A 25,446-nucleotide genomic window follows, 5' to 3' on the forward strand; every position below is an offset into this window, starting at 1 on the left:
TCATGGGGGCTCAGCCGCGGAAATGGCGCTCGAGGCCCCGCCACACGTCGTCGTAGCGCTGCTGGAGGTGGTCCGCGCCGGCCGCGTGCGGGGTGAGGGTCACCGGCCAGCGGGTCTCGAACATGAACGCCAGCCCGTCGTCGATCTTCTGCGGCTTCAGCTCGGCCGCGCTCGCCCTGTCGAAGGTCTCCCGGTCCGGGCCGTGTGCCGACATCATGTTGTGCAGCGAGCCGCCGCCGGGCACGAAGCCCTCCGCCTTGGCGTCGTACGCGCCCTCGACCAGGCCCATGTACTCGCTCATCACGTTCCGGTGGAAGTACGGCGGCCGGAAGGTGTCCTCGCCCACCAGCCAGCGTGGGGCGAAGACGACGAAGTCGACACCCGCCAGGCCAGGGGTGTCCGAGGGGGAGGTCAGGACCGTGAAGATGGACGGGTCCGGGTGGTCGTAGGAGATGGTGCCGATCACATTGAAACGGCGCAGGTCATAGATGTACGGCACATGGTTGCCGTGCCAGGCGACCACATCGAGGGGGGAGTGGTCGTAGGTGGCCGTCCAGAGGTTGCCGCAGAACTTGTTCACCACCTCCACCGGGCCGGTCACGTCCTCGTACGCGGCGACCGGCGCCTGGAAGTCCCGGGCGTTGGCGAGACCGTTGGCGCCGATCGGGCCGAGGTCGGGGAGCTGGAAGGGCGCGCCGTAGTTCTCGCACACATAACCCCGGGCGGAATCGTCCATCAGCTCCACACGGAAGCGCACCCCACGGGGAATCAGCGCCACATGGGCCGGCTCCACGGCGAGCCGGCCGAACTCGGTGTGCAGCAGCAGACCGCCGCGCTCCGGCACGATCAGCAGTTCGCCGTCGGCGTCGGAGAAGACGCGCTCCATCGAGGCGTTGGCGTGGTAGAGGTGCACGGCCATGCCGGTGCGCTGGGTGGCATCGCCGTTGCCGCCGAGCGTCCACAGGCCGGCCAGGAAGTCGGTGCCGGCCGACGGCTCGGGCAGCGGGTTCCAGCGCAGCCGGTTGGGGTCGGGCACGGTCTCGGTGAAGGGGGCCGTGCGGATCGCGCCGTTGTCGGTGCGGGTGAACACCGGGTGCGCGGCCGAGGGGCGGATGCGGTAGAGCCAGGAGCGGCGGTTGTGCGCCCGCGGCTCGGTGAACGCCGTGCCGCTCAGCTGCTCCGCGTACAGCCCGAGCGGTGCCCGCTGGGGCGAGTTGCGGCCCTCGGGCAGCGCGCCCGGCACCGCTTCCGACGAGTGTTCGTTGCCGAAACCGGTCAGGTACGACAGTCCCGCGGCGGTCTTCCGCGCGTCCCCGCTCATGATCGCTCCCTTGCGCTCCTGATTCCTATGCAACACCGTAGGAATAGGTGGACGCGGACGCAAGAGGGCCGCGCGTACTCCGCCGGAGGGACGCCGAGGGGTGGACGGAACCAGACTTCAGGCGGATCCGGGAGGCCGGAGCGTTGTCCTAATCTCCGGAACATGCCGAGGACGCCGTGGACCCGCAGGACCCTCGCCGCGCTCGCGGCGGGCGTCCTGCTGCCGCTCGGCGTGGCGGCCTGCTCGAGCGGGCACGCCCACGGCGGCACGGTCGCGTCCTCGCCGGTCGGCAAGGTCCTGGACGACACCGACGGGACCGGCCGGCATCTGCGGGAGGTCGGCAGGAAGGACGCGCCGCAGGTCGCGGTCGAGGTGACCCCGGACTCCGGCGGCGGCTGGGACGTCCGGCTGACGTTCCACCGCTTCCGCTGCTCCGTGCCCGGTGCGCGGCCCACGGCGGTCGGCGGGCGCGGGCTCGTGTACCTCTTCGTCGACGGCCGCCGGATCACCCCGCTGCGTTCCCGCGAGTACCACCTGCCCGACGGTCTCGTCCGGCACGGCACCCACCACGTCACCGCCCGCCTGTACGCCGACGACGGCACCGTGTGGGCCGTGCACGGCAAGCCCGTGCAGAGCACCGCCGACATCACGGTGTCCGGCGTGGACACGGCGTCGGCGAAGCCCTCGGCCCACGCGGGCGCGGCGTCGGTGCAGCCCTCGGCGTCGGTGCAGCCCTCGGCCCACGCGGGTACGGCGTCGGCGAAGCCTCCCACCGGCGCGGGCACGGCGTCGGTGAAGCCTCCCACCGGCGCGGCGACCCCGACCGCCGGGGAATGAGTGCATCAGCCACTCTTCTTCGTACAGGAGGGCGAGGTTCACCCCGCCCCGGCGGAGAGGCATCATGAAGCCCGTGCCCCACGCGACATCGCTCCGCCGCGCGCCCGTCCAGCGGCGCAGCGCCGAACGCCTGACCAGGATCCTCGACGCCTGCGCCGAACTCCTCGACGAGGTCGGCTACGACGACCTGAGCACCCGCGCCGTCGCCCTGCGCGCCGGCGTGCCCATCGGCTCCGTCTACCGGTTCTTCGGCAACAAGCGGCAGATGGCCGACGCCCTCGCCCAGCGCAATCTGGAGCGGTACACCGAGCGCGTCACCGAGCGGCTGAGGAAGGCGGACAAGGGCGACTGGCGGGCCGCGATGGACGCGGTCCTGGACGAGTACCTGGCCATGAAGCGCACCGCACCCGGCTTCTCCCTGGTCGACTTCGGCAACCAGATACCCGTCGGCGCCCGGCACGCCGAGCCCAACACGCGCGTCGCCGACCGCCTCACCGACCTGCTCTCCGGCTACCTCGGCCGGACCCCCGACGAGGACCTGCGCCGGGTCTTCCTGGTCGCCGTGGAGAGCGCGGACACCCTCGTCCAGCTGGCCTTCCGGACGGACCCGCACGGCGACGAGGCGATCATCACCGAGACCCGGGAGCTGCTGCGCGCGTATCTGGGGCGCGTGCTCGACTGACGATCACCGGAGACACCTCCCCTCCGTGCATACCGGTCGGTATGCTCACCTCGAGCCGCCACGCGCTCACCCGGCACCGCCGCCGACCCCCGGGAGGACCCGTGTCCCGCACCGCCCTGCGAATCTGCCCCCTGTGCGAGGCCACCTGCGGGCTGACCCTCACCATCGAGGGCACCCGAGTCACCGGCGCCCGCGGTGACCGCGAGGACGTCTTCAGCAAGGGCTTCATCTGCCCCAAGGGCGCGTCCTTCGGGGCCGTCGACTCCGACCCCGACCGGCTGCGCACCCCGCTCGTGCGCCGGGACGGCGAACTGCGCGAGGCCACCTGGGAGGAGGCCTTCGACGCGGTCGCCGCCGGTCTGCGCCCGGTCCTGGAGGGGCACGGCCCGAACGCCGTGGGCGTGGTCCTCGGCAACCCCAACGTGCACACCGTGGCCGGCGCCCTCTACCCGCCGGTCCTGCTCGCCGGCCTCGGCACCCGCAGCGTGTTCACCGCCTCCACGGTCGACCAGATGCCCAAGCACGTCTCCAGCGGGCTGCTCTTCGGCGACGCCAACGCCATCCCCGTACCGGACCTGGACCACACCGACCACCTGCTGCTCATCGGCGCCAACCCGCTGGAGTCCAACGGCAGTCTGTGCACCGCCCCCGACTTCCCCGGCAGGCTCAAGGCGCTCAAGGCGCGCGGCGGCCGGCTGACCGTGGTGGACCCGCGCCGCACCCGCACCGCGAAGCTCGCCGACCGGCACCTGGCCATCCGCCCCGGCGCCGACGCCCTGCTGCTCGCGGCGATGGCGCACACCCTCTTCGCGGAGGACCTGGCCGACCTCGCCGACCTCGCCCCGCACGTCCAGGGTCTCGCCGAACTCCGGGAGGCGATGAGCGACTTCACTCCCGAAGCCGTGGCCGAGGCCTGCGACATCGACGCGGAGACCATCCGTACCCTTGCCCGTGAACTCGCCGCCGCCCCCACCGCCGCCGTCTACGCCCGCATCGGCAGCTGCACCGTCCCGCACGGCACCCTGGCCAGCTGGCTGGTGGACGTCCTCAACATCCTCACCGGCAACCTGGACCGCCCCGGCGGCGCCCTCTTCCCGCAGGCCGCCACCGACAGGACGCCCCGCCCGGCCGGACCCGGGCGCGGCTTCGCCCTCGGCCGCTGGCGCTCGCGGGTGCGCCGACTCCCCGAGGCCAAGGGGGAACTGCCGCTCTCCGCGCTCGCCGAGGAGATCGACACCCCCACCGGCGAGGGCGAGCCGGTCCGCGCACTGATCGTGGTGGCCGCCAACCCCGTGCTGTCCGCGCCCGACGGCGACCGCCTCGACAAGGCCCTGGACTCGCTGGACTTCATGGTCAGCGTCGACCCGTACCTGAACGAGACCTCCCGGCACGCCCACGTCGTCCTGCCCCCGCCCCCGCCCTCGCAGAGCCCGCACCACGACTTCGCCTTCAACACCCTCGCCGTGCGCAACCAGGTCCGCTACACCCGCCCCGCGGTCCCGCTGGAGCCAGGCCGCATGGCGGAGAGCGAGATCCTCGCCCGGCTGATCCTGGCGGCCACCGGCATGCACGGCGCCGACCCGGGCGCCGTCGATGCGATGGTCATCGACCAGACCCTCGGCAAGGCCGTGACGGAGGCGCATTCGCCGGTGTACGGCCGCGACCCGAAGGAGCTCACCGGGCAGCTCACCGGCGACACCGGCCCCGAGCGGCGGCTGGACATGATGCTGCGCCTCGGCCCGTACGGCGACGGCTTCGGCGTACGGCCCGACGGGCTGAGCCTGGCCAGGCTGCTCGCCCACCCGCACGGCATCGACCTCGGCCCGCTGCGCCCCCGCCTGCCCCAGCCGCTGAAGACCCGCAGCGGCAAGGTCGAGCTGCTGCCCGAGCCGATCGCCGCCGACCTGCCCCGCTTGCGTGAGGCCCTGCGGGAGCGGCCGGAAGGGCTCGTCCTCGTCGGCCGCCGCCACCTTCGCTCCAACAACAGCTGGATGCACAACGTGCCCGCTCTGACCGGCGGTTCCAACCGCTGCACCCTGCACATCCACCCCGAGGACGCGGCCCGGCTCGGCGTCCGGGACGGTGCGGACGTACGGGTGAAGGGCGCCGGGGGAGAGGTGGTGGCGCCGGCCGAGGTCACCGACGCCGTACGGCCTGGGGTGGTGAGCCTGCCGCACGGCTGGGGCCACGACCGTCCCGGCACCCGCCTCGGCCACGCCGCGACCGCGCCCGGAGTCAACGTCAACCAGCTCCTCGACGGCAGCCTGCTGGACCCGCTCTCGGGCAACGCTGTCTTGAACGGGATCCCCGTCCACCTCACCGCAAGCCTGTGACCTGGACTTTCGCGCTTATTGCTCACACGTCAACGTCTTGTTAACGCCAGTCGACGGGACCTAACGTCATCGCACCGCCGACCCCCAGGTGGGATGTTCAAGGGCGAACGTTAGGTATCCATTCATGCTGACCATCCTCGGCTTCGCCATGATCGCGACCTTCCTGGTCCTGATCATGCTGAAGAAGATGTCGCCGATCGCGGCGCTCGTGCTCATACCCGCGCTGTTCTGCGTGTTCGTGGGCAAGGGCGCCGAGCTCGGCGACTACGTCATCGACGGCGTCACCGGCCTCGCCCCCACCGCGGCGATGCTCATGTTCGCGATCGTCTACTTCGGTGTGATGATCGACGTCGGCCTCTTCGACCCGATCGTGCGGGGCATCCTCAGGTTCTGCAGGGCCGACCCGCTGCGCGTCGTCGTCGGTACGGCGGTCCTCGCCGCGATCGTCTCCCTGGACGGCGACGGCTCCACCACCTTCATGATCACCGTCTCGGCGATGTACCCGCTGTACAAGCGCCTGAAGATGTCCCTGGTCGTGATGACCGGTGTGGCCGCCATGGCCAACGGCGTGATGAACACGCTGCCATGGGGCGGCCCGACCGCCCGTGCCGCGACCGCGCTGAAGGTCGACGCGAGCGACATCTTCGTGCCGATGATCCCGGCCCTCGCCATGGGCCTGCTGTTCGTCCTCGTCCTCGCCTACGTCCTCGGCCGCCGCGAGCGCCGGCGGCTCGGCGTGCTCACGCTGGACGAGGTGCTGGTGGAGGAGCCCGCCGAGACCGTTCTCGTGGGCGCCGGCTCCGGCAAGTCACCGGCGCGGACGGGCGGTTCGGGTCACGGCAGCGGCGCCGGCCTGCCCGAGGACGAGGGCTTCCAGGGCCTCGACCCGCACCGCCCCACCCTGCGTCCCGGGCTGTACTGGTTCAACGGGCTGCTCACGGTCGCCCTGCTCACCGCCATGATCATGGAATGGCTGCCGATCCCGGTGCTGTTCCTGCTCGGCGCGGCACTCGCGCTGACCGTCAACTTCCCGCACATGCCCGACCAGAAGGCCCGGATCGCCGCGCACGCCGAGAACGTCCTGAACGTCTCCGGCATGGTCTTCGCCGCCGCCGTCTTCACCGGCGTCCTCCAGGGCACCGGGATGGTCGACCACATGGCCAAGTGGCTGGTCGGCAACATCCCGGCCGGCATGGGCCCGCACATGGCCCTCGTCACCGGCGTGCTGAGCATCCCGCTGACGTACTTCATGTCCAACGACGGCTTCTACTTCGGCATCCTGCCGGTGCTCGCCGAGGCCGGACACGCGCACGGGGTGTCCTCGCTGGAGATCGCCCGAGCCTCGATCATCGGCCAGCCGCTGCACATGTCCAGCCCGCTCGTGCCCGCCGTCCACGTCCTGGTCGGCATGGCCAGGGTGGAGTTCGGCGACCACACCCGGTTCGTGGTCAAGTGGGCCGCCCTGACATCCCTGGTGGTGCTCGGGGCAGCGATCCTCTTCGGCCTCGTCTGACACCTCAAGGAGGAAGATCCATGGCGCCCGGTGGGAACCGCGGCTGGCTGCTCCGCCTCGTCCTCGCCTTCGGCTTCGCACAGGGGGCGGTGTCGATGGCCAGGCCCGCGGTCTCCTACCGGGCGCTCGCGCTGGGCGCCGACGAGCGGGCGGTCGGCGTCATCGCGGGTGTGTACGCGCTGCTCCCGCTGTTCGCCGCCGTACCGCTCGGCCGGCGCACCGACCACGGCCGCTGCGCACCCCTGCTCCCGGCGGGCGTGGTCCTGATCTCCGGCGGCTGCGCGCTCAGCGGGCTGGTGAACTCCCTCTGGGCGATGGCCCTGTGGAGCGGGGTGATGGGCCTCGGCCACCTCTGCTTCGTCATCGGCGCCCAGTCGCTGGTCGCCCGGCAGTCCACGCCGCACGAACAGGACCGCAACTACGGCCACTTCACCATCGGCGCCTCCCTCGGCCAGCTCATCGGCCCCATCGCCGCCGGCGCCCTGATCGGCGGCCCCGACATGGCCCGCAGCAGCGCGCTCGCCCTCGTGGCGGCGGGCGCGGTCGCGGTGGTCGCGTTCGCCTCGCTGTGGCGCATCGAGGACCGTACGGCCCTCACGTCCTCCGTGCCGCAGGGCGACCGTGTGCCGGTGGGCCGCATCCTGCGCGCCCGTGGCGTGCCCGCGGGCATGCTGATCAGCCTCTCCGTCCTGTCCGCGACGGACATCCTCACCGCGTATCTCCCGGTGGTCGGCGAGCACCGGGCCATCGCCCCCTCGGTGGTCGGCGTCCTGCTCAGCCTCCGCGCCGGCGCCACGATCGCCTGCCGTCTGGTCCTCACCCCACTGCTCCGGCTGCTCGGCCGCCCCGCGCTGCTCACGCTGACCTGCCTCCTGGCGGCGGTCCTGTGCGCGTCGGTCGCGTTGCCGGTGCCGGTCTGGGCGCTCGGGCCGATGCTCACGGCGCTGGGTTTCTGCCTGGGCGTGGGCCAGCCGCTGTCGATGACGACCGTGGTGCAGGCGGCGCCCGAGGCGGCCCGCTCCACGGCGCTCGCGCTGCGGCTGACCGGCAACCGGCTCGGGCAGGTCGCCGCGCCCGCCGCCGTCGGCCTGGGCGCGGGCGTGGCCGGGGTGGCGGCGCCGTTCGTGATGCTGGGGGCGCTGCTGCTGCTGTCGTCGGCGGTGGCGCTGCGGTCGCCGGAGCGGCCCGAGGGGCGGAGGGACCTCCCGAGGCGGGGGCGGGCGCGCTCCGGATTGCGCCGGACGAGCGGTCTCTGACGGCCCGCCGGGTGTCGGTTCGTCAGGAAGGGTGTGCATCAAGCACAGTCCAGTCGAAAGAACGATTTGTATGAAAATCGTCTGACTCGGAGGAATGTGCATGTCCACCCAGACCTCTCCACGTGCCTTTCGCTCCCGTGCGGGCGCCACTGTCGTTCTCACCGCCCTCGCCGCGGCGGGTGCGTCGTGGGTGGTGGCACCGACCGCGGCGGCCCAAGGGGCGAACGGCGACATCAGAGTGCACAGCGTGGGCGGGCGGCCCGGAACGGGGCAGGACGATCCGGTGGTCTGCAAGTTCTACCTCGACGCCGTCAACTTCGACATCCTGCCCAACATCCCCTACATCATCCAGGCGCAGCCCCCGCTGCCCAGCGCCGCCACCGTCACCGGTGTCATCCAGCTCGCCGAGGGCGCCGGACACACCGACGTGATCGGCCTGGCCGACGGGAACTACAAGCTCACCTGGGTCGCGGCGGGTGCCGTCAAGGAGAAGCTCTTCCGCGTCAACTGCCACGACCGCCACGACGAGCACGGTCCGAACGGGCAGATCGAGGACCACGACCACGACCACGACCGCCACGACCACCGGCAGGACGGACCGGGCTGGGGCGACAGGGACGACAACGATCCGCCGCGGGGCGGTGTGCACGCGGGCGGCGGCGGGCTCATCGACAAGGCCGCCGCGTACTCGCCCGTGGCCGCCGCGGGTGCCGTGGGCCTGATCGCGGTCGGCGGTGGCGTGTACGCCCGGCGGAACCGCCGGCGGCCTCATGGCGCCGCGTAGCCGCCGCAGACGCAGGCCCTGGTACCGGACCCGCGCCTACCGCCTCACCAGGACGGCACTGCTGGTGACCGTCCTGGTGGCGGTGGGGAGCCGGTGCGGCGGCGGACACCCCGGGCCCGGCCGGGCGGGCGACCCGGACGCGGTGGCGGCCGCCGGCGGACCCGGCGCGGACGGGGAGGCGTCCTGCGAGCCCCCGCCCGGACCGCCGCCGCACCCGTTGCCCCGGTCCCGGCCGACGTCCTTCCGCATCCCCTTCCTGGGCGTCGACGCACCGGTCACGGCCCTCCGGCTCGACAAGGACCGGCAGCTTCAGACCCCGCCCGTGGACAAGCCCAGGCTGGTCGGCTGGTACGAGGGCGGCCCGACCCCGGGCGAGCCCGGCACCGCGATCGCCGTCGGCCACCGGGACACCACCACCGGCCCGGCCGTCTTCACCGCGCTCGCCCAGGTCAAGCCCTGCAAACTCATCGAGGTGGGGCGCGCCGACGGCCGTACCGCCGTCTACACCGTGGACCGGATGAAGGTCTTCGACAAGGCGGGCTTCCCGGACAAGGAGGTCTATGCCCCGGCCGGACGGCCGGAACTGCGCGTGCTGACCTGCGGCGGCTTCTACAACCGACGGACGGGCTACACGAGCAACGTCGTGGTCTTCGCGCACCTGACCGCGACCAAGTGAGGGGACGGGCCGTGCGATGTCTTCCCCCGGCCCACGACAGTCCGTTAACTTCCGTGACTCACAGGCCCCGTTCGACCCGCGGGGTCTTCGGACCACGGAGCAGCGGCGCTCCGGACAGCCCCCGGGGGCGGCAGGCATGACACGCGCCATCGAACTGCACGACGTGAGCAAGTCCTACACACGCGGCACGCGCGTGGTCGACGGGCTCTCGCTGGACATCGCGCCCGGCGAGTTCCTGGTCCTGCTGGGCCCGTCCGGCTGCGGCAAGTCCACCGTGCTGCGGATGATCGCCGGCCTGGAGGACATCGACGAGGGCGAGCTGCTGCTCGACGGCGAGTACGCCAACCACTGGCAGCCCTCCGAGCGGGGCATGGCCATGGTCTTCCAGAACTTCGCCCTTTATCCGAACATGACCGGCCGCGACAACATCGGCTTCCCGCTGCGGATCGAGGACCCCGGCACCGACCCCGCCCCGCGCGTCTCGGCCACCGCCCGCATGCTGGGCATCGAGGACCTGCTCGACCGTTTCCCCAGCCAGCTCTCCGGCGGCGAGCGCCAGCGCGTCGCCATGGGCCGGGCGATCGCCCGCCACCCCTCCGCCTTCCTGATGGACGAGCCGCTGTCCAACCTCGACGCCAAGCTGCGGGGCCATCTGCGCGCCGAAATATCCCAGCTGACCCGCGAGTTGGGCGTCACCACGGTGTACGTCACCCATGACCAGGCCGAGGCGATGTCCCTCGGCGACCGGGTCGCCGTGCTGCGCGGGGGCGTGCTCCAGCAGGTCGGCGCCCCGCGCCAGGTCTACGCACTGCCCCGCAACGTCTTCACCGCCGCCTTCATCGGCACCCCGCGCATCAACCTGCTGCGCGGCCTGGTCCGCGCCCCGCTGGACGGCGCCATGACCATCAGCCTGGGCAAGCAGGCCCTGCGGCTGCCCGAACCGCTCTGCCTGGACCACCAGTTGCTGCGGGTGCAGCAGGGCCGCGAGGTGATCGTGGGGGTGCGCTCGGAGGCCGTGCGCATCGCCAGGCACAGCTCCGCCCGGGCGGGCGAGGTGGCGATCACCGGGCTGGTGGAGCACGTGGAGTTCCAGGGGCACGAGATCCTCGTCCACTTCGACACCGGCTCGCGCCCCGCCGTCGTACCCGAACTGGAGGCCCCGCGGCCCGCCGCCCGTCCGGCGCGCCGGCGGCGCGGGGAGGGCCCGACCGTGCTGGACCGGCTGCGGGAACGGGCCGGTTCGCGGCGCGCCGGGCCGGTGGTGGTGCTCGAACACCCCGGCGACACCGGGCCCGAGCCCGCGCCCCCGGAGGGCCGGCTCCCCGGCGACCTGGTGGTGCGCACCACCCCGGACCTCCGGCTGCACCACGGCATGCAGGTCCCGCTCCTCGTCGACCTCGCCCATCTCTTCGTCTTCGACCACCAGGGCGACCGCATCTGCCCGTCCCCCGACCGGCTGCCCGACCTGGACGAGTGAGGTACGGCACCTGCGCGAATGAGCAGTCACCTCCCCGGCGATGATGTCCTGGTACGTCCGGCGCCGAACCGCGCCCGGCGCCGGGGGTGCGTCTGGCGCAGAAAAACTAACGCCGCTAGTTTGTGTGCCGGACCACGCAGACCCGCCGGGAGGAAGCAGCATGAAGGCACACGACGGCCTCTACATCGACGGCGCCTGGCGCCCCGCCGAGAGCACGGATGTCATCGAGGTCGTGAACCCGGCCGACGAGCAGGTCATCGCCCGGGTCCCGGCGGGCGGCGCCCTGGACGTCGACACCGCCGTACGCGCGGCCCGCGCCGCCCTGCCCGCCTGGGCCGCCACGCCCCCGGCCGAGCGCGCCGCACGACTCACCGCCCTCCGGGACGTCCTCGTGGCCCGCAAGGACGAGATCGCCGAGACCGTCACCGCCGAGCTGGGCGCCCCGCTGCAGTTCTCCCAGGCCGTGCACGCGGCGGTGCCGATCGCCGTCGCCGGCTCCTACGCCGAGCTGGCCGCGACCCACTCCTTCGAGGAGAAGGTCGGCAACTCCACCGTCCTGCACGAGCCCGTGGGCGTGGTCGGCGCGATCACCCCCTGGAACTACCCGCTGCACCAGATCGTCGCCAAGGTCGCCCCGGCGCTCGCCGCCGGCTGCACGATCGTCCTCAAGCCAGCCGAGGACACCCCGCTCACCGCCCAGCTCTTCGCCGAGGCCGTGCACGAGGCGGGCGTACCGGCCGGTGTGTTCAACCTGGTCACCGGCCTCGGCCCGGTCGCCGGGCAGGCCCTCGCCGAGCACCCCGGCGTGGACCTGGTCTCCTTCACCGGCTCCACGGCCGTCGGCCGGCAGATCGGCGCGGTGGCGGGCGCGGCCGTCAAGCGGGTCGCCCTCGAACTCGGCGGCAAGTCCGCCAACGTCATCCTGCCGAGCGCCGACCTCGCCAAGGCGGTGAACGTCGGCGTGGCCAACGTGATGTCCAACTCCGGGCAGACCTGCAGTGCCTGGACCCGCATGCTGGTCCACCGCGACCGGTACGAGGAAGCGGTCGAGCTGGCCGCCGCGGCCGCCGCCAAGTACGGCGACCGCATCGGCCCGGTCGTCAACGCCAAGCAGCAGGCGCGGGTGCGCGGTTACATCGAGAAGGGCATCGCCGAGGGCGCCCGCGTGGTCGCCGGAGGTCCCGAATCCTCGCGCGAGAAGGGCTACTTCGTCAGCCCCACGGTCTTCGCGGACGTCACCCCGGAGATGACCATCGCCCAGGAGGAGATCTTCGGCCCGGTCCTGTCGATCCTGAGGTACGACGACGAGGAGGACGCCCTGCGTATCGCCAACGGCACGGTGTACGGCCTCGCGGGCGCCGTCTGGGCCGGCGACGAGGCCGAGGCCGTGGCCTTCGCCCGCCGCATGGACACCGGCCAGGTCGACATCAACGGCGGCCGCTTCAACCCCCTCGCCCCGTTCGGGGGATACAAGCAGTCCGGGGTCGGCCGGGAACTCGGCGCGCACGGACTCACCGAGTACCTCCAGACCAAGTCCCTCCAGTTCTAAGGAAGTACCCGACCCATGGCCGTACGAGCCGCCGTCCTGCCCGCCATCGGCGCAGCCCTGGAGATCACCGGCATCGAGCTGCCCGACCCGGGCCCCGGACAGGTCCGGGTGCGCCTCGCCGCCGCCGGTGTCTGCCACTCCGACCTGTCCCTGTCCAACGGCACCATGCGTGTCCCCGTCCCGGCCGTCCTCGGCCACGAGGGCGCCGGCACGGTGGTGGCCGTCGGCGAGGGCGTCAGCCATGTCGCCGAGGGCGACGCCGTCGTCCTCAACTGGGCGCCGTCCTGCGGCAGTTGCCACGCCTGCGCGCTCGGCGAGGTCTGGCTGTGCGCCAACGCCCTGAACGGCGCCGCCGACGTCTACGCCCGCACCACCGAGGGCACCGACCTCCACCCGGGCCTGAACGTGGCCGCGTTCGCCGAGGAGACGGTGGTGTCGGCGTCCTGCGTACTGCCCCTCCCGCAGGGGGTGCCGCTGGTGGACGCCGCCCTCCTCGGCTGCGCCGTCCTCACCGGCTACGGCGCCGTCCACCACTCGGCGAAGGTCCGCGAGGGCGAGACGGTCGCCGTCTTCGGTGCGGGCGGCGTCGGTCTCGCCACGCTCCAGTCGGCCCGCATCGCGGGCGCGTCCCGGATCATCGCCGTGGACGTCTCCGAGTCGAAGGAGGAGCTGGCCCGCGCGGCCGGCGCCACGGACTACGTCCTCGCCTCCGAGAACACACCCCGCGAGATCCGCGCCCTCACCGGCAGGCAGGGCGTGGACGTCTCGGTGGAGTGCGTGGGCCGCGCGATGTCGATCCGCGCCGCCTGGGACTCCACCCGCCGGGGCGGCCGTACGACGGTCGTCGGCATCGGCGGCAAGGACCAGGAGGTCACGTTCAACGCGCTGGAGATCTTCCACTGGGGCCGCACCCTGTCCGGCTGCGTCTACGGCAACACGGACCCGGCCCGCGACATCCCGGTGCTCGCCGAGCACGTGCGGGAAGGCCGCCTGGACCTCTCCGCGCTGGTCACCGAACGGATCGCCCTGGAGGGCATCCCGGCGGCCTTCGAGAACATGCTCGCGGGCAAGGGCGGCCGGGCGCTGGTGGTCTTCTGACACCAGGCGCAAGGCTCAGCCGACCTTCTCGGGCCGCGGCTTCCCACCGGCCGCGACCCGGGAAGCGCGGCCGCCGCGGGCCCGGGACCGCGACACCGCCACACCCGCGAGACACAGCACCCCGCCGCCCAGCATGAGCACGCCCGGCACCTCGCCGAGCACCAGCCACGACATCAGCACCACCAGCGCGGGCACGGCGTACGTCGTCGCGCCCATGCGGCTGGCGGTGGTGCGGGCGAGGGCGTAGGCCCAGGTGGTGAAGGCGAGCGCGGTCGGGAACACGCCCAGGTAGACCATGCCCAGGGTGGCCGACAGGGGCGCGTGCCCGGCCTGGTGCACCAGTTGCCCGGCGAACGGCAGACACGCCACCGCCCCGACCAGACACCCGAAGGTCGTCACCTGCAGGGCGCTCGCCCGTCCCAGGGCCGGCTTCTGCGCGACGACGCCGGCGGCGTACGCCACGGCGGCGAGCAGGCACAGCACCACGCCGAGTACGGAGTTGCGGCCGCCGCCCGACATGGACAGCCCCACGGTCACCGCGCCCGCGAACGACACGGCCATCCCGGCCAGCAGTCGCGGCGGCATCGGGTCACCGAGGAGCCGGGCGCCGAGCAGGGCGATCAGCAGCGGGCCGACGTTCACCACGAGGGCGGCGGTGCCGGCGTCCACCTGCTGCTCGCCCCAGTTCAGGACGACCATGTAGAAGCCGAACCACAGCACACCGGAGAGCAGGATCCCGCGCCAGGCGGCCCTCGGGGGCAGTCCCTCCCGGCGTACGGCCCAGATGACCCCCAGCGCGAGCGCACCCGACGCCAGCCGCCCCAGGGCCAGCGCGCCGGGGGAGTACTCCCGCCCGGCACTCCGGATCGCCACGAAGGCCGACGCCCAGAGGACGACGGTGACGATTGCTGCGCAAGCCGGCAGCAGGTGTTGGCGTGGGGCGGTGTTCATCATGCTCCCGAGGTTAGGTATGGGTGTGTGTCCTGGCTGGCGGATATCGGACAGGACGCCCGGGGTGGGGCTGGGCGGGGGTTGGGTCGCTTACTGGCGCTGGCGAGGTGCCGCTGCGCCCACCCGTGCCGCCTGGGGGTCACCCCAGGCCCTTAAGGCACTGGGGGAGGCACGACTGCCCGCAGCGGCGGCGGTGCTTCGAAGGCGCAGGGCACTGCAGTTCCCTGAGGGGCGCGGGGAACTGCGTGACCAGCCACCGACGACCCGCACCCGGCAGACAACGCAACCCACCGCCCCAGTAGCCGAACTCAGCGCAGGCCGCCAGAAGGAATACCGAGCAACTCCGACAACTCCCGCTCCCCCGACGGAGTCACCTTCACGGCCCGCGCGGAGCCGATCCGCACACACCACCCGACCTCCAGCGCGTGCCGGCACAACGCGGCCCCCGCCGCCCCCGCGAGATGGGGCCGCCGCTCGGTCCAGTCCAGGCACGCACGGGCCAGCGGCCGCCGACTCGGCACGTCCAGGGCAATCCCCGCCGAGGCGAACCACTCCAGCCCCGCGTCCGTGAGCGCGAACCCGGTGTCCTGCCGCAGCAGCCCCCGCAGAGTCAGCGCATCGGTGACCGCGATACCGAGCCGCCCCGCGAGATGGTCGTAACAGGTACGGCCCCGGGCCATGGCCGACCCGGCACTCGACTCACGCAGGGTACGAGGAGCCCGCCGTACGGCCGCCGGAGGCACCTGCGCCGCCAGGTCCTCGACAAGCTGTGCCACATGCGCGTCGGCCAGCCTTACATACCGGTGCCGCCCCTGCCGTTCCTCCGTGAGCAGGCCCCCGGCCACCAGCTTGCCCAGGTGCTCGCTGAGCGTCGACGCGGCGACCCCCGCGTGCCGGGCCAGCTCACCGGCCGTCCAGGCCCGCCCGTCGAGCAGCGCCAGCAGACACGCGGCACGGGTCTCGTCGGCGATCAGGGAGGCGAGCGCAGCCAGTCCGGCGGCCTGCGGATCCTTGGCGGTCATAGCGCCCAGCATGCGGCACGGACACTTCGGCGCCCACCGAACTATCGCTGCACGCCCTGCTGCACCTGCTGCCGTACCTGCTCGTACTGCTGCGCCAGCCCGTCCAGCAGCGCGGTGAGCCCCGTCTCGAAGGCCCGCTCGTCGATCTTCTCCTGCTGCTCGGCGAGCAGATGGGCCTGGCCGAGGTGGGGATAGTCGGCGGGGTCGTACGCGCTCGCGTCGTCCACGAAGCCCCCGGCGAACGAACCGAGTGCGGAGCCCATGATGAAGTACCGCATCAGCGCGCCGATGGAGGTCGCCTGGGCGGGCGGCCAGCCGGCGTCGACCATGGCGCCGTACACGGCGTCGGCCAGTCGCAGGGCGGCCGGCCGCCGCCCCGGACCCCGGGCCAGCACCGGGACGATGTTCGGGTGGTCGCGCAGGGCGGCCCGGTAGGAGACGGCCCAGTCGTGCAGCGCGGTGCGCCAGTCCCGGCCGTCCTCGAACATCGACAGGTCCACCAGAGCGCTCACCGAGTCGGCGACCGCCTCCAGGATCTCGTCCTTGGTGCGGAAGTGGTTGTAGAGCGACGGCCCGCTCACCCCCAGCTCGGCGGCGAGCCGGCGGGTGGAGACGGCCGCCAGGCCCTCCCGGTCCACGAGTTCCCGGGCCGTCTCGACGATCCGGTCGGTGCTGAGGAGGGGCTTGCGCGGTCGGGCCATGGCGCACATAGTAGGGCTGCAGCTGTAAACTAGCAGTGCTAATTTAAATGTACGGTTTTCAAGATTCGTCATCGGTGTCGTCTTCTGTGGGGTGATCGCATGGTGAACCTGGGGCTCAGCGAGGAACAGGCCGCCGTACGGCAGCTGGCGCGGGACTTCGTGGAACGCGAGATCGCCCCGCACGTCGTCGCCTGGGACCGCGCCGAGGAGGTCGACCGGGGCATCGTGAAGAAGCTCGGCGCGGTCGGCTTCCTCGGGCTGACCATCGACGAGGAGTACGGCGGCTGTGGCGGCGACCATCTCGCGTACTGCCTGGTCACCGAGGAGCTGGGGCGCGGCGACTCCTCCGTGCGCGGGATCGTGTCCGTGTCCCTCGGGCTCGTCGCCAAGACGATCGCCGCCTGGGGCGACGAGGAGCAGAAACGGCGCTGGCTGCCGGGACTGACGGCCGGCGAGCACGTCGGCTGCTTCGGCCTCACCGAACCCGGCACCGGCTCCGACGCGGGCAACCTCAGCACCCGCGCCGTACGCGACGGCGACGACTACGTCATCAACGGCACCAAGATGTTCATCACGAACGGGACGTGGGCGGACGTCGTGCTGCTCTTCGCCCGCTCCACCGACGCCCCCGGCCACAAGGGCGTCTCCGCCTTCCTCGTGCCGGCCGACACGCCCGGCCTGACCCGCCGCACCATCCACGGCAAGCTGGGCCTGCGCGGCCAGGCCACCGCCGAACTCGTCCTCGAGGACGTGCGGGTGCCCGCGTCCGCGATGCTCGGCGAGGAGGGCAGGGGCTTCTCCGTGGCCATGTCCGCGCTGGCCAAGGGGCGGATGTCCGTGGCGGCGGGCTGCGTCGGCATCGCGCAGGCCGCGCTGGACGCGGCCGTGCGGTACGCCGGTGAGCGCGAGCAGTTCGGCAAGCCCATCGCACGGCACCAGCTCGTGCAGGAGCTGATCAGCGACATCGCCGTCGACGTGGACGCCGCCCGGCTGCTCACCTGGCGCGTCGCCGATCTGATCGACCGCGGTCAGCCGTTCGCCGTCGAGTCCTCCAAGGCCAAGCTGTTCGCCTCCGAGGCCGCCGTCCGCGCCGCCAACAACGCCCTCCAGGTCTTCGGCGGTTACGGCTACATCGACGAGTACCCGGCCGGCAAACTCCTGCGCGACGCCCGCGTGATGACCCTCTACGAGGGCACCAGCCAGATCCAGAAGCTGCTCATCGGGCGTTCCCTGACCGGGGTTTCGGCGTTCTGAGTACCGATCTGAGTACGCGAGCGGATGTGGCGCAGGCCACATCCGCCGATGCTCTTCCCATGAGTGACACACCGGTCAAACAGCAGAGCACGGCCGCCTTCTACGGTCAGGCCGTCGCGTCCTTCGCAGTCGCCATGGTGGCCACCGCCGTCGGCATCTACCAGCTCGGCGCCGACGCATGGGTGCGCGCCTTCCTGGCCATCGCCGTCCTCTATCTCGTCACCTCCGCCTTCACCCTCGCCAAGGTGATCCGGGACCGGCAGGAGGCCGGGCAGATCGTGAGCCGGGTCGACCAGGCGCGGCTGGAGAAGCTCCTCGCCGAGCACGACCCCTTCGAGAAGATCTGAGCAGGCACGCTAAGCGCTCGCTCACCGTCGGCGGTATGGTGGTGCTCCTGTCATCGAGAGGGGCGAGCGAGCGATGAGTACGGCGGAGGAGACGACCGGCGGCGAAGTGGAGCCGTGGGAAGAGGTCACCCCGGACGCGGCCCGGCGGCTGCTCGTCGCCGCCGTGGAGGCCTTCGCCGAGCGCGGCTACCACGCGACGACCACCCGAGACATCGCGGGCCGCGCCGGCATGAGCCCGGCCGCGCTCTACATCCACTACAAGACCAAGGAAGAGCTGCTCCACCGGATCAGCCGGATCGGCCACGACAAGGCCCTGGACATCCTGCGTACGGCCGCGCAGCGCAAGGGCACCGCGACCGAGCGGCTGGCCGACGCGGTCAGCTCCTTCGTCCGCTGGCACGCGGGACGGCGCACCACCGCCCGGGTCGTGCAGTACGAACTCGACGCCCTCGGCCCCGAGGCCCGCGCCGAGATCGTCGCGCTGCGCCGCCAGGTCGACGCCGAGGTGCGCCGGATCATCGAGGACGGCGTGGCCTCGGGCGAGTTCGACGTCCTGGACGTCAAGGGCACCACGCTCGCCGTGCTGTCGCTGTGCATCGACGTGGCCCGCTGGTTCACCGTGGACGGTCCGTTCACCCCCGAGGAGGTCGGCGCGCTCTACGCCGACCTCGTGCTCCGGATGGTCGGGGCGAAGTAGCCGCCCGCGCTCAGAGGTAGTACCGGGCCACCGACTCCGCGACGCACACCGGCTTGTCGCCGCCCTCGCGCTCCACGGTGAAGGCGACGGTCACCTGGAGGCCGCCGGTGACGTCCTCGACGCCGGTGATCTTCGCGGTGGCGCGCAGCCGGGAGCCGACGGGGACGGGAGAGGGGAAGCGGACCTTGTTGGTGCCGTAGTTCACGCCCATCTTCACGCCCTCGACGCGCATCAGCTGCGGCCCGAAGAGCGGGAGCAGGGAGAGCGTGAGATAGCCGTGGGCGATGGTCGTCCCGAAGGGGCCCGCGGCGGCCTTCTCCGGGTCCACGTGGATCCACTGGTGGTCCCCGGTGGCCTCGGCGAACAGGTCGACGCGCTTCTGGTCGACCTCCAGCCAGTCGGTGTACCCCAGCTGCTCGCCGACGGCCGCCTTCAGCTCGTCGGGGGAGGTGAAGGTCCTCGGTTCTGCCATGTTCCCGGCCTCTCGCTCGCATCTCACTCGCGTGTCTAAGCAACTGCTTAGCATGGTCGGGTGAGGGGCGCCTGTCAACGGATCGCGGCCGGCACCGGGCGACTAGGCTCTGAGGAGTGCCCCAGATCCCCGAGAAGATCCACGAGCTGACCGTCGGCCAGTTGTCCGCGCGCAGCGGCGCCGCCGTCTCCGCCCTGCACTTCTACGAGTCCAAGGGCCTGATCAGCAGCCGCCGCACGTCCGGCAACCAGCGCCGGTACAGCCGCGACACCCTGCGCCGGGTCGCCTTCGTGCGGGCCGCGCAGCGCGTCGGCATTCCGCTGGCCACGATCCGGGACGCCCTGGCCGAACTGCCGGAGGAACGGACGCCGACCCGGGAGGACTGGGCGCGGCTGTCGGAGAAGTGGCGCTCGGAGCTCGACGAACGCATCAAGCAGCTGAACCGGTTGCGCGATCACCTGACCGACTGCATCGGGTGCGGGTGTCTTTCCCTGGAGAACTGTGTGCTGTCGAACCCGGATGATGTGTTCGGGGAGCGGTTGACCGGGTCGCGGTTGTTGGCGGAGGGGCGGTCCGGTCCGGCCACCGGGGTGGGGTGAACTGCCGTCCGCCGGGTGCGGGCCGAGTGCGGCTGGTCGCGCCCACGCGGCGGAGCCGCATGTCAGCACAGCCCCGCGCCCCTTACGGGGCGCCGGGTGAGCGACCCCACCCTGGCCCCGCCCCGGCGGACGGCACCTCACTCGTACTCGGTGCCCCCCTTGCGCGTCAGGTACGCCGGGCTCACCGCCTTGGCGATGGCCCTGCCCCCGGTCACCGGGCTGTACCGCTCCACCGCGGGCCGTATCACCACCCCCTCCCGCAGATGCAGCCCCCGCCCGGACACCGTCTCCCGCCCGCTCGCGAACTCCAGCACCCGCTCGATGTCGTACGGCCCCGCGTACAGCCGGGGCACCACCGGCAGCTCCCCCTCCAGCAGCTCCGCCGCGTCCAGCCAGCGCACGCTGCCGTCCACGTCCGCCGAGACGTCGAACGCCGCGTACCCCAGCGTGTCCCGCCGCCCGTCGGCGCCGTACGACAGGTCCTGCACCCCCGCGCCGTACACCTCCCCGAAGACGCCGACCCGGCGTGCCCCGAGCCGCTCGGCCAGCCTCGCCGCCGCCTCGGCGACCCCGTGCCCGCGCACCGCCCGCCAGTACAGGTTCCGTGGATCCTCCTTCAGCGCCAGGGACTTGGCGCCGAACCCCTTGGAGGACACATACACCCGGCCCTCGTCCGCGACGTACGTCAGCAGGCAGGCCGAGCCGTGCAGCTTCTCCGTCAGGACGACCGGCTCGCCCGGGGTGAAGATGTCCGGGTACCGCTGGACGTTCTCGATGTCGACCCACGGCAGCAGGTCGGGAGCCGACTCCACCTCGCCGTTCATGGTCGGCGGGATCGGCGGCACCCACTTGGTGATGCCCAGCCGCTCCGCGAAGTCCGTGCCCTCGGCCGCCGCCCGCGCCAGGTCGACGTCCGCCAGCGCCTTCGGCCGGCACACGATGCCCTGCGACAGCTCGCCGCGCAGCCGCACCGCCTTGACCCGGTTGGCCTCGCCGCCCGCCAGCCGCCCGGTCAGCCCCAGCTCCTCGACCAGCCCGGCCGGGAGCACGGACTGCTCCGCGATGTAGACGGCGGCCTCGCCCGTGCGGTACGCGCCCTTGGCGACGACGGCCCGGTACAGACCCACCTGGGCCAGTTCGAGCGCGTCGGCGTTCGGATGCTCGTGGACGGTCAGCACTTCCGCGGTGACCCGCAGCGTGGACATGGGACTCCCCGTGTTCATCGGTTCGGTTTCATCGACTCCACTGTCCGCACGGGAATCGGGTGGAGCCAGCCGATTTACGGCTGGTAGCGTCGCTCGGGGAACGAGCCGTACTGGACCAGCCCCTCCGCGACCAACTGGGCGTTGCCGGACGCCCGTTGACCGTCGGGGAGGAACAGCGTGTCCTCCAGGCCGATGCGGGTGGCGAGGCCCAGCCTTCCGGCCAGCCGCAGCACCGGCCAGGTGCCGCCCTCCTCGCCGTGCAGAAGCACCGGCCGGTCGTGGGCGCTGCCCAGCTCGGTCAGCAGGGTCCGCGCCGAGGCCTCGGCGGACGCCGGGTCCGGGTCGGTCACCTCCGCCAGCACGCGCAGCACCCTGGGCCCGAGGGGTGAGACCGCGAACCGGGCCGCGCCGTCGGTGCCGGACCGGATGCCCGCCTCGACGCCCACGCCCATGGCGATGAGCTGTTCGGCGACCGCTTCGGCCCCCGGCTCATGCCAGTTGACCGAGGCGAAGTCGGGCAGCACGGGCCAGGCGCGCACCCGGGCGAGCCGCGCCGCCGGGTCGGGCTCGGCCCAGGCACCGGTCGTCACCCCGACCGGCACCGGCACCCGCGCCCGGATCGCCTCCAGCGCGGGGGCGAGGACGCGCGGGGAGAGACTGTCGTGTCCGCACGGCGTCTTCGGGTGCACGTGGACTTCCGTGGCACCGGCGGTCACGGCCTGCGCTGCGGAACGGGCGAGGTCGTCGGGGACCATCGGCACGTTTGAGCTGTCCGCTGGGGAACGACGGCCGTTCAGGCATACCTGCATGGTGCTCCGGGTGAGGTGGCCGTGATTCCGGGGTGCCACGACAGGTCGTGGGTCGTGTGCGGCGCGGTCGTGACTGGTCGCGCCCACGCGGCGGAGCCGCATATCAACACAGCCCCGCGCCCCTTTGGGGCGCTGCAGTGCCGTCGGCCTTCAGCGCCGGCAAGCGGCCTCCCCCGGGCCGAGCCCCCGCAGGGGTGCGGCATCCCCCTACGCACCCCCCAACCCCCTGTCCTCAGGCCGACATCAGCAGTCGCCCCCGCCTGGCGTACTCCAGTGCCTGCGGAGTGAGCACGGGGCGCGGGACGAGGATGCCGCAGTCCGTGCAGACCGGGCCGGACGACGGCTCGTGGTCCAGGCCGTACCGCCAGACCAGGCGGTCGCCGCCGCACACCGGGCAGGTTGAGCCCGGCTCCCGGTTCAGCGCGGCGATCAGCCGGCGCAGCACCTCTGCCAGTGGCGCGTCCGGGTGCAGCCGCGGGTCGTCGCACCAGGCGACCCCGAAGCCTCCCCAGGTCAGCCGGTGCCAGTCGTCCACGCTGCCCGGCCGGCGCAGCCCGTCGTGCTTCTCCTTTCTGCGCCGCTCGGTGAAGTCGGTCTCATAGGCGAGCCAGACGGACCGGGCTTCCTCCAGCTCCTCCAGTGCGGCCACGAGCCGCGCCGGGTCGGGGGAGCGGTCCTCGGGGCCGAAGCCCGCCCGGGAGCACAGATGGTCCCAGGTCGCCCGATGCCCGTAAGGGGCGAACTTCTCAAGGCACTTGCGCAGTGAGTAGCGCCGTAGTGCCAGATCGCAGCCCGGATCGCGTACCTGTCTCGCCAGACTCCGGAAACCGGCCATCGCCCTGCACCTCCGTCACACCTGCACCTGTACTTCGGTCACTTCGGCGTCGTCGCACGGACGTCGCCGAATAGACGTATCGACAGGCGATTCGGCTCCATCTCTTCGCGTGCTGTCTTCTGCTTTCTGCTTGCGGACTCCGGAAAGTGACGCATGTTCATCTTTAAAGCTGGGGATACCGGCGGTAACCTTCGGCCACCCCTGTCGCTAGGAGCTGCCATGCCACGGCGAACCCCACGTACCACGCTTGACAGACTGAGAACGTCCCGCCGCTTCGCCGGGTTCCTGAAGACGGCGTCCATATGCGTCCTCGTCGCCGGACTTCTCTCCCCCCTCTCCCAGACCGCGGCCGCCGCCACCGCCTCGAACGACTACTGCGGCGGCCAGTGCTCGGACATCCTGCCGCCCGGTGAGAACGGCAACGCCACGCTCGCCCAGATCCTGCTCAACCAGGCCTTCGGCACCCAGCCCTCGCACGCCGAGGACCAGCTCGGCCCGTACGCCGGCCTGGCCACCGGCTACAAGGGCCTCACGGACGCCACCATCGACAACTTCTTCAACGACGCCTCCTTCGGCGTCCCGTCCGACCAGGTCGCCTCCACCGAGAAGCCGGGCGGCCGCGGTGACGTGACGATCGTCCGGGACAAGAAGACGGGTGTGCCGCACATCACGGGCACGACCCGGTACGGCACCGAGTACGGCGCCGGTTACGCGGCGGCCGAGGACCGGCTGTGGCTGATGGACGTCTTCCGGCACGTGGGCCGCGGCCGGCTGACCTCCTTCGCGGGCGGCGCCGCCGCCAACCAGGGCCTGGAGCAGCAGTTCTACCGCAACGCGCCCTACACCGAGGCCGATCTGCAGGCGCAGATCGACAACGCGGTGGCCAGGAACGGAGCCCGCGGGCAGCAGGCCCTCGCCGACGTCAAGGCCTACCTGGACGGCGTCAACGCCTACATCGACGCCTCCGACAGCGGCCGTTACTTCCCCGGCGAGTACGACCTGACCGGCCACAAGGACCCGATCACCAACTCCGGCACCATCGACCACTTCAAGGTCACCGACCTCGTGGCGCTGGCCTCCGTCATCGGCTCCCTGTTCGGCTCCGGCGGCGGTGGCGAGGTCAACAACGCCGTCTCCCTGCTCGCCGCGCAGGCCAAGTACGGCGTCGAGGAGGGCACCAAGGTCTGGGAGTCCTTCCGCGAGCGCAACGACCCCGAGGCCGTCCTGACCGTGCACGACGGCCAGAGCTTCCCCTACGGCGGCAAGCCCGCCGACGCCAAGGGCGAGGCCCTGCCCGACGCCGGCTCGGTCACCCAGGAACCGCTGGTCTACGACCGTACGGGCAGCGCGACCAGCGCGGCCGCCAAGGCCACCTCCGCCACCGCCGCGAGGACCACGCTCAGCTCGGCCAGGCGTGGCATGTCCAACGCCCTTGTCGTGAGCGGCAAGTACACCGCCGGCGGCCACCCCATCGCCGTCTTCGGACCGCAGACCGGCTACTTCGCCCCGCAGCTGCTCATGCTCCAGGAGATCCAGGGCCCGGGCATCAGCGCGCGCGGCGCCTCCTTCGCGGGCCTGAGCATGTATGTCGAACTCGGCCGCGGCCAGGACTACTCCTGGAGCGCGACCACCTCGGGCCAGGACATCATCGACACCTACGCCGTCGAGCTGTGCCAGGACGACCACCACTACCTCTACCACGGCACCTGTACGGCCATGGACGAGGTCGAGCAGAAGAACTCCTGGTCACCGACCACGGCCGACAGCACGCCGGCGGGGTCGTACACCATGCGGGTGTGGCGGACGAAGTACGGGCCGGTGGAGTACCGGGCGACCGTCGGCGGCAAGAAGGTCGCCTACACCACGCTGCGGTCCTCGTACCTGCACGAGGCCGACTCGATCATCGGCTTCCAGATGCTGAACGACCCCGGCTTCGTCAAGGGCCCGAAGGACTTCCAGGCCGCGGCCCAGCACATCAACTACACCTTCAACTGGTTCTACGCCGACTCCCAGCACACCGCGTACTACAACAGCGGCGACAACCCGGTCCGGGCGGCCGGCGTCGACGCCGAGTTCCCGGCCTGGGCGCAGCCGGCGTACGAGTGGCGGAACTGGGACCCGGCCACCAACACCGCCGACTACACCCCGGCCTCGGCCCACCCCAACTCCATCGACCAGGACTACTACGTCTCCTGGAACAACAAGCAGGCCCGGGACTACTCGGCCGCAGGCTGGGGCGACGGCTCCGTGCACCGCGGCAACCTGCTCGAGGACCGGGTGAAGAAGCTGGTCGCGGCCGGCGGGGTGACCCGGACCAAGCTGGTGCAGGCCATGGCGGACGCGGCCCTCGCCGACCTGCGGGCCGAGGACGTGCTGCCGAAGCTGCTCAAGGTGATCAACTCGTCGACGGTGACCGACTCCACGGCCGCCGCGGCGGTGAGCAAGCTGCAGGCGTGGGTGGACGCGGGCGCGGGGCGCACGGAGACGTCGGCCGGCTCGCACACCTACGCCAACGCCGACGCGATCCGCATCCTGGACGCCTGGTGGCCGCTGCTGGTCAAGGCCGAGTTCGAACCGGGCCTCGGCAGCGACCTGTACGCGGCCTTCACCGGCAACCTGCCGGTGGACGAGGCCCCGTCGGCCGGCCACGGCCCGACCGGCTCGCACGCCGGAAGCTCCTTCCAGTTCGGCTGGTGGAGCTATGTCGACAAGGACATCCGGGCGGTGCTCGGGGAGAACGTGCAGGGCGGGCTCGCCCAGAAGTACTGCGGCGGGGGCAGCCTCAGCGCCTGCCGGGACGTGCTGATCAGCACCCTCGACCAGGCGGCCGGGACGACCGCCGCGCAGGTCTACCCGGGTGACGACCAGTGCTCGGCCGGCGATCAGTGGTGCGCCGACTCGATCGTCCAGCGCACCCTGGGCGGCATCAAGCACGGCAGGATCAGCTGGCAGAACCGGCCGACGTTCCAGCAGGTGGTGGAGTACACGTCGCACCGGTGACCAAGGGGTGGCGAACCGGCGTCGGCCA

General features: G+C 72.1%; 23 protein-coding genes. 15 read left to right on the forward strand and 8 right to left on the reverse strand.

Annotated features, from left to right (window positions below):
• Nucleotides 1-10: 10 nt before the first annotated feature.
• Complete coding sequence (hmgA, locus tag FB563_RS26400; protein ID WP_055705781.1) at nucleotides 11-1,321, reverse strand: homogentisate 1,2-dioxygenase; 1,311 nt, start codon at nucleotides 1,319-1,321, stop codon at nucleotides 11-13.
• Nucleotides 1,322-1,483: 162 nt separating this feature from the next.
• Between hmgA and FB563_RS26405 the strand changes: the two genes are divergently transcribed.
• From FB563_RS26405 to FB563_RS26450, 10 genes are all read left to right on the forward strand, one after another.
• Nucleotides 1,484-2,158, forward strand: coding sequence for a hypothetical protein (locus tag FB563_RS26405; RefSeq protein ID WP_063797068.1), 675 nt, complete (start codon nucleotides 1,484-1,486; stop codon nucleotides 2,156-2,158).
• 64 nt (nucleotides 2,159-2,222) lie between these two features.
• On the forward strand, nucleotides 2,223-2,840 hold the full coding sequence (locus FB563_RS26410) for a TetR/AcrR family transcriptional regulator (RefSeq protein ID WP_055705780.1): 618 nt from the start codon (nucleotides 2,223-2,225) through the stop codon (nucleotides 2,838-2,840).
• A gap of 101 nt (nucleotides 2,841-2,941) precedes the next feature.
• Complete coding sequence (locus FB563_RS26415; RefSeq protein ID WP_055705779.1) at nucleotides 2,942-5,173, forward strand: molybdopterin oxidoreductase family protein; 2,232 nt, start codon at nucleotides 2,942-2,944, stop codon at nucleotides 5,171-5,173.
• Between the two features lie 124 nt (nucleotides 5,174-5,297).
• Nucleotides 5,298-6,686, forward strand: coding sequence for a CitMHS family transporter (locus tag FB563_RS26420; protein WP_055705778.1), 1,389 nt, complete (start codon nucleotides 5,298-5,300; stop codon nucleotides 6,684-6,686).
• A 20-nt stretch (nucleotides 6,687-6,706) separates the two neighbouring features.
• The gene (locus FB563_RS26425) at nucleotides 6,707-7,942 is read left to right on the forward strand and encodes an MFS transporter (RefSeq protein WP_055705777.1); all 1,236 of its coding nucleotides are present in this window, start codon (nucleotides 6,707-6,709) and stop codon (nucleotides 7,940-7,942) included.
• A 100-nt stretch (nucleotides 7,943-8,042) separates the two neighbouring features.
• Complete coding sequence (locus FB563_RS26430; protein WP_055705776.1) at nucleotides 8,043-8,726, forward strand: hypothetical protein; 684 nt, start codon at nucleotides 8,043-8,045, stop codon at nucleotides 8,724-8,726.
• A complete protein-coding gene (locus tag FB563_RS26435; protein WP_055705775.1) occupies nucleotides 8,713-9,402 on the forward strand; it encodes a class F sortase in 690 nt (229 codons plus the stop codon). The genes FB563_RS26430 and FB563_RS26435 overlap by 14 nt, the downstream gene beginning before the upstream one ends.
• Before the next feature lie 136 nt (nucleotides 9,403-9,538).
• Entirely contained in the window at nucleotides 9,539-10,879 is a 1,341-nt protein-coding gene (locus tag FB563_RS26440; RefSeq protein WP_055705774.1) for an ABC transporter ATP-binding protein, read from the forward strand.
• A gap of 160 nt (nucleotides 10,880-11,039) precedes the next feature.
• Nucleotides 11,040-12,428 carry an aldehyde dehydrogenase family protein gene (locus tag FB563_RS26445; protein WP_055705773.1) on the forward strand — a complete coding sequence of 463 codons (1,389 nt, stop codon included), beginning with the start codon at nucleotides 11,040-11,042 and terminating at the stop codon, nucleotides 12,426-12,428.
• Nucleotides 12,429-12,443: 15 nt separating this feature from the next.
• The gene (locus FB563_RS26450; RefSeq protein WP_055705772.1) at nucleotides 12,444-13,526 is read left to right on the forward strand and encodes a Zn-dependent alcohol dehydrogenase; all 1,083 of its coding nucleotides are present in this window, start codon (nucleotides 12,444-12,446) and stop codon (nucleotides 13,524-13,526) included.
• A gap of 15 nt (nucleotides 13,527-13,541) precedes the next feature.
• On the opposite strand, the gene FB563_RS26455 is transcribed toward FB563_RS26450, so the two are convergent.
• From FB563_RS26455 to FB563_RS26465, 3 genes are all read right to left on the reverse strand, one after another.
• Nucleotides 13,542-14,480 carry a DMT family transporter gene (locus FB563_RS26455; protein WP_167528512.1) on the reverse strand — a complete coding sequence of 313 codons (939 nt, stop codon included), beginning with the start codon at nucleotides 14,478-14,480 and terminating at the stop codon, nucleotides 13,542-13,544.
• A gap of 305 nt (nucleotides 14,481-14,785) precedes the next feature.
• Nucleotides 14,786-15,499, reverse strand: coding sequence for an ArsR/SmtB family transcription factor (locus FB563_RS26460; protein WP_055705791.1), 714 nt, complete (start codon nucleotides 15,497-15,499; stop codon nucleotides 14,786-14,788).
• A 41-nt stretch (nucleotides 15,500-15,540) separates the two neighbouring features.
• Nucleotides 15,541-16,200: a TetR/AcrR family transcriptional regulator gene (locus FB563_RS26465; protein WP_055705771.1), complete on the reverse strand. Its 660-nt coding sequence runs from the start codon at nucleotides 16,198-16,200 to the stop codon at nucleotides 15,541-15,543.
• A gap of 102 nt (nucleotides 16,201-16,302) precedes the next feature.
• Here FB563_RS26465 and FB563_RS26470 point away from each other — a divergent pair, with 102 nt between their 5' ends.
• The 3 genes from FB563_RS26470 to FB563_RS26480 all read left to right on the forward strand — a co-directional run bounded on the left by FB563_RS26470 (nucleotide 16,303) and on the right by FB563_RS26480 (nucleotide 18,498).
• The gene (locus FB563_RS26470) at nucleotides 16,303-17,454 is read left to right on the forward strand and encodes an acyl-CoA dehydrogenase family protein (protein WP_055705790.1); all 1,152 of its coding nucleotides are present in this window, start codon (nucleotides 16,303-16,305) and stop codon (nucleotides 17,452-17,454) included.
• A 59-nt stretch (nucleotides 17,455-17,513) separates the two neighbouring features.
• Nucleotides 17,514-17,801, forward strand: a complete 288-nt coding sequence (locus FB563_RS26475) for a YiaA/YiaB family inner membrane protein (RefSeq protein ID WP_055705770.1) — start codon at nucleotides 17,514-17,516, stop codon at nucleotides 17,799-17,801.
• Between the two features lie 73 nt (nucleotides 17,802-17,874).
• Entirely contained in the window at nucleotides 17,875-18,498 is a 624-nt protein-coding gene (locus FB563_RS26480) for a TetR/AcrR family transcriptional regulator (RefSeq protein WP_055705769.1), read from the forward strand.
• A gap of 10 nt (nucleotides 18,499-18,508) precedes the next feature.
• Here the strand turns inward: FB563_RS26480 and FB563_RS26485 are convergent, their stop codons facing one another.
• Nucleotides 18,509-18,970 carry a MaoC family dehydratase gene (locus FB563_RS26485; protein ID WP_055705768.1) on the reverse strand — a complete coding sequence of 154 codons (462 nt, stop codon included), beginning with the start codon at nucleotides 18,968-18,970 and terminating at the stop codon, nucleotides 18,509-18,511.
• 116 nt (nucleotides 18,971-19,086) lie between these two features.
• Here FB563_RS26485 and soxR point away from each other — a divergent pair, with 116 nt between their 5' ends.
• The gene (gene soxR / locus FB563_RS26490; RefSeq protein WP_055705767.1) at nucleotides 19,087-19,569 is read left to right on the forward strand and encodes a redox-sensitive transcriptional activator SoxR; all 483 of its coding nucleotides are present in this window, start codon (nucleotides 19,087-19,089) and stop codon (nucleotides 19,567-19,569) included.
• Nucleotides 19,570-19,706: 137 nt separating this feature from the next.
• Here the strand turns inward: soxR and FB563_RS26495 are convergent, their stop codons facing one another.
• From FB563_RS26495 to FB563_RS26505, 3 genes are all read right to left on the reverse strand, one after another.
• The gene (locus FB563_RS26495) at nucleotides 19,707-20,774 is read right to left on the reverse strand and encodes an RNA ligase (ATP) (protein WP_142218939.1); all 1,068 of its coding nucleotides are present in this window, start codon (nucleotides 20,772-20,774) and stop codon (nucleotides 19,707-19,709) included.
• A 74-nt stretch (nucleotides 20,775-20,848) separates the two neighbouring features.
• A complete protein-coding gene (locus FB563_RS26500; RefSeq protein ID WP_055705333.1) occupies nucleotides 20,849-21,583 on the reverse strand; it encodes a 3-keto-5-aminohexanoate cleavage protein in 735 nt (244 codons plus the stop codon).
• Nucleotides 21,584-21,815: 232 nt separating this feature from the next.
• Complete coding sequence (locus FB563_RS26505; RefSeq protein ID WP_055710213.1) at nucleotides 21,816-22,418, reverse strand: hypothetical protein; 603 nt, start codon at nucleotides 22,416-22,418, stop codon at nucleotides 21,816-21,818.
• Between the two features lie 219 nt (nucleotides 22,419-22,637).
• On the opposite strand from FB563_RS26505, the gene FB563_RS26510 reads away from it, so the two are divergent.
• Complete coding sequence (locus tag FB563_RS26510; RefSeq protein ID WP_055710212.1) at nucleotides 22,638-25,418, forward strand: penicillin acylase family protein; 2,781 nt, start codon at nucleotides 22,638-22,640, stop codon at nucleotides 25,416-25,418.
• Nucleotides 25,419-25,446 lie beyond the last annotated feature (28 nt).

This window comes from Streptomyces puniciscabiei, assembly GCF_006715785.1.
Classification (GTDB): Bacteria; Actinomycetota; Actinomycetes; order Streptomycetales; family Streptomycetaceae; genus Streptomyces; species Streptomyces puniciscabiei.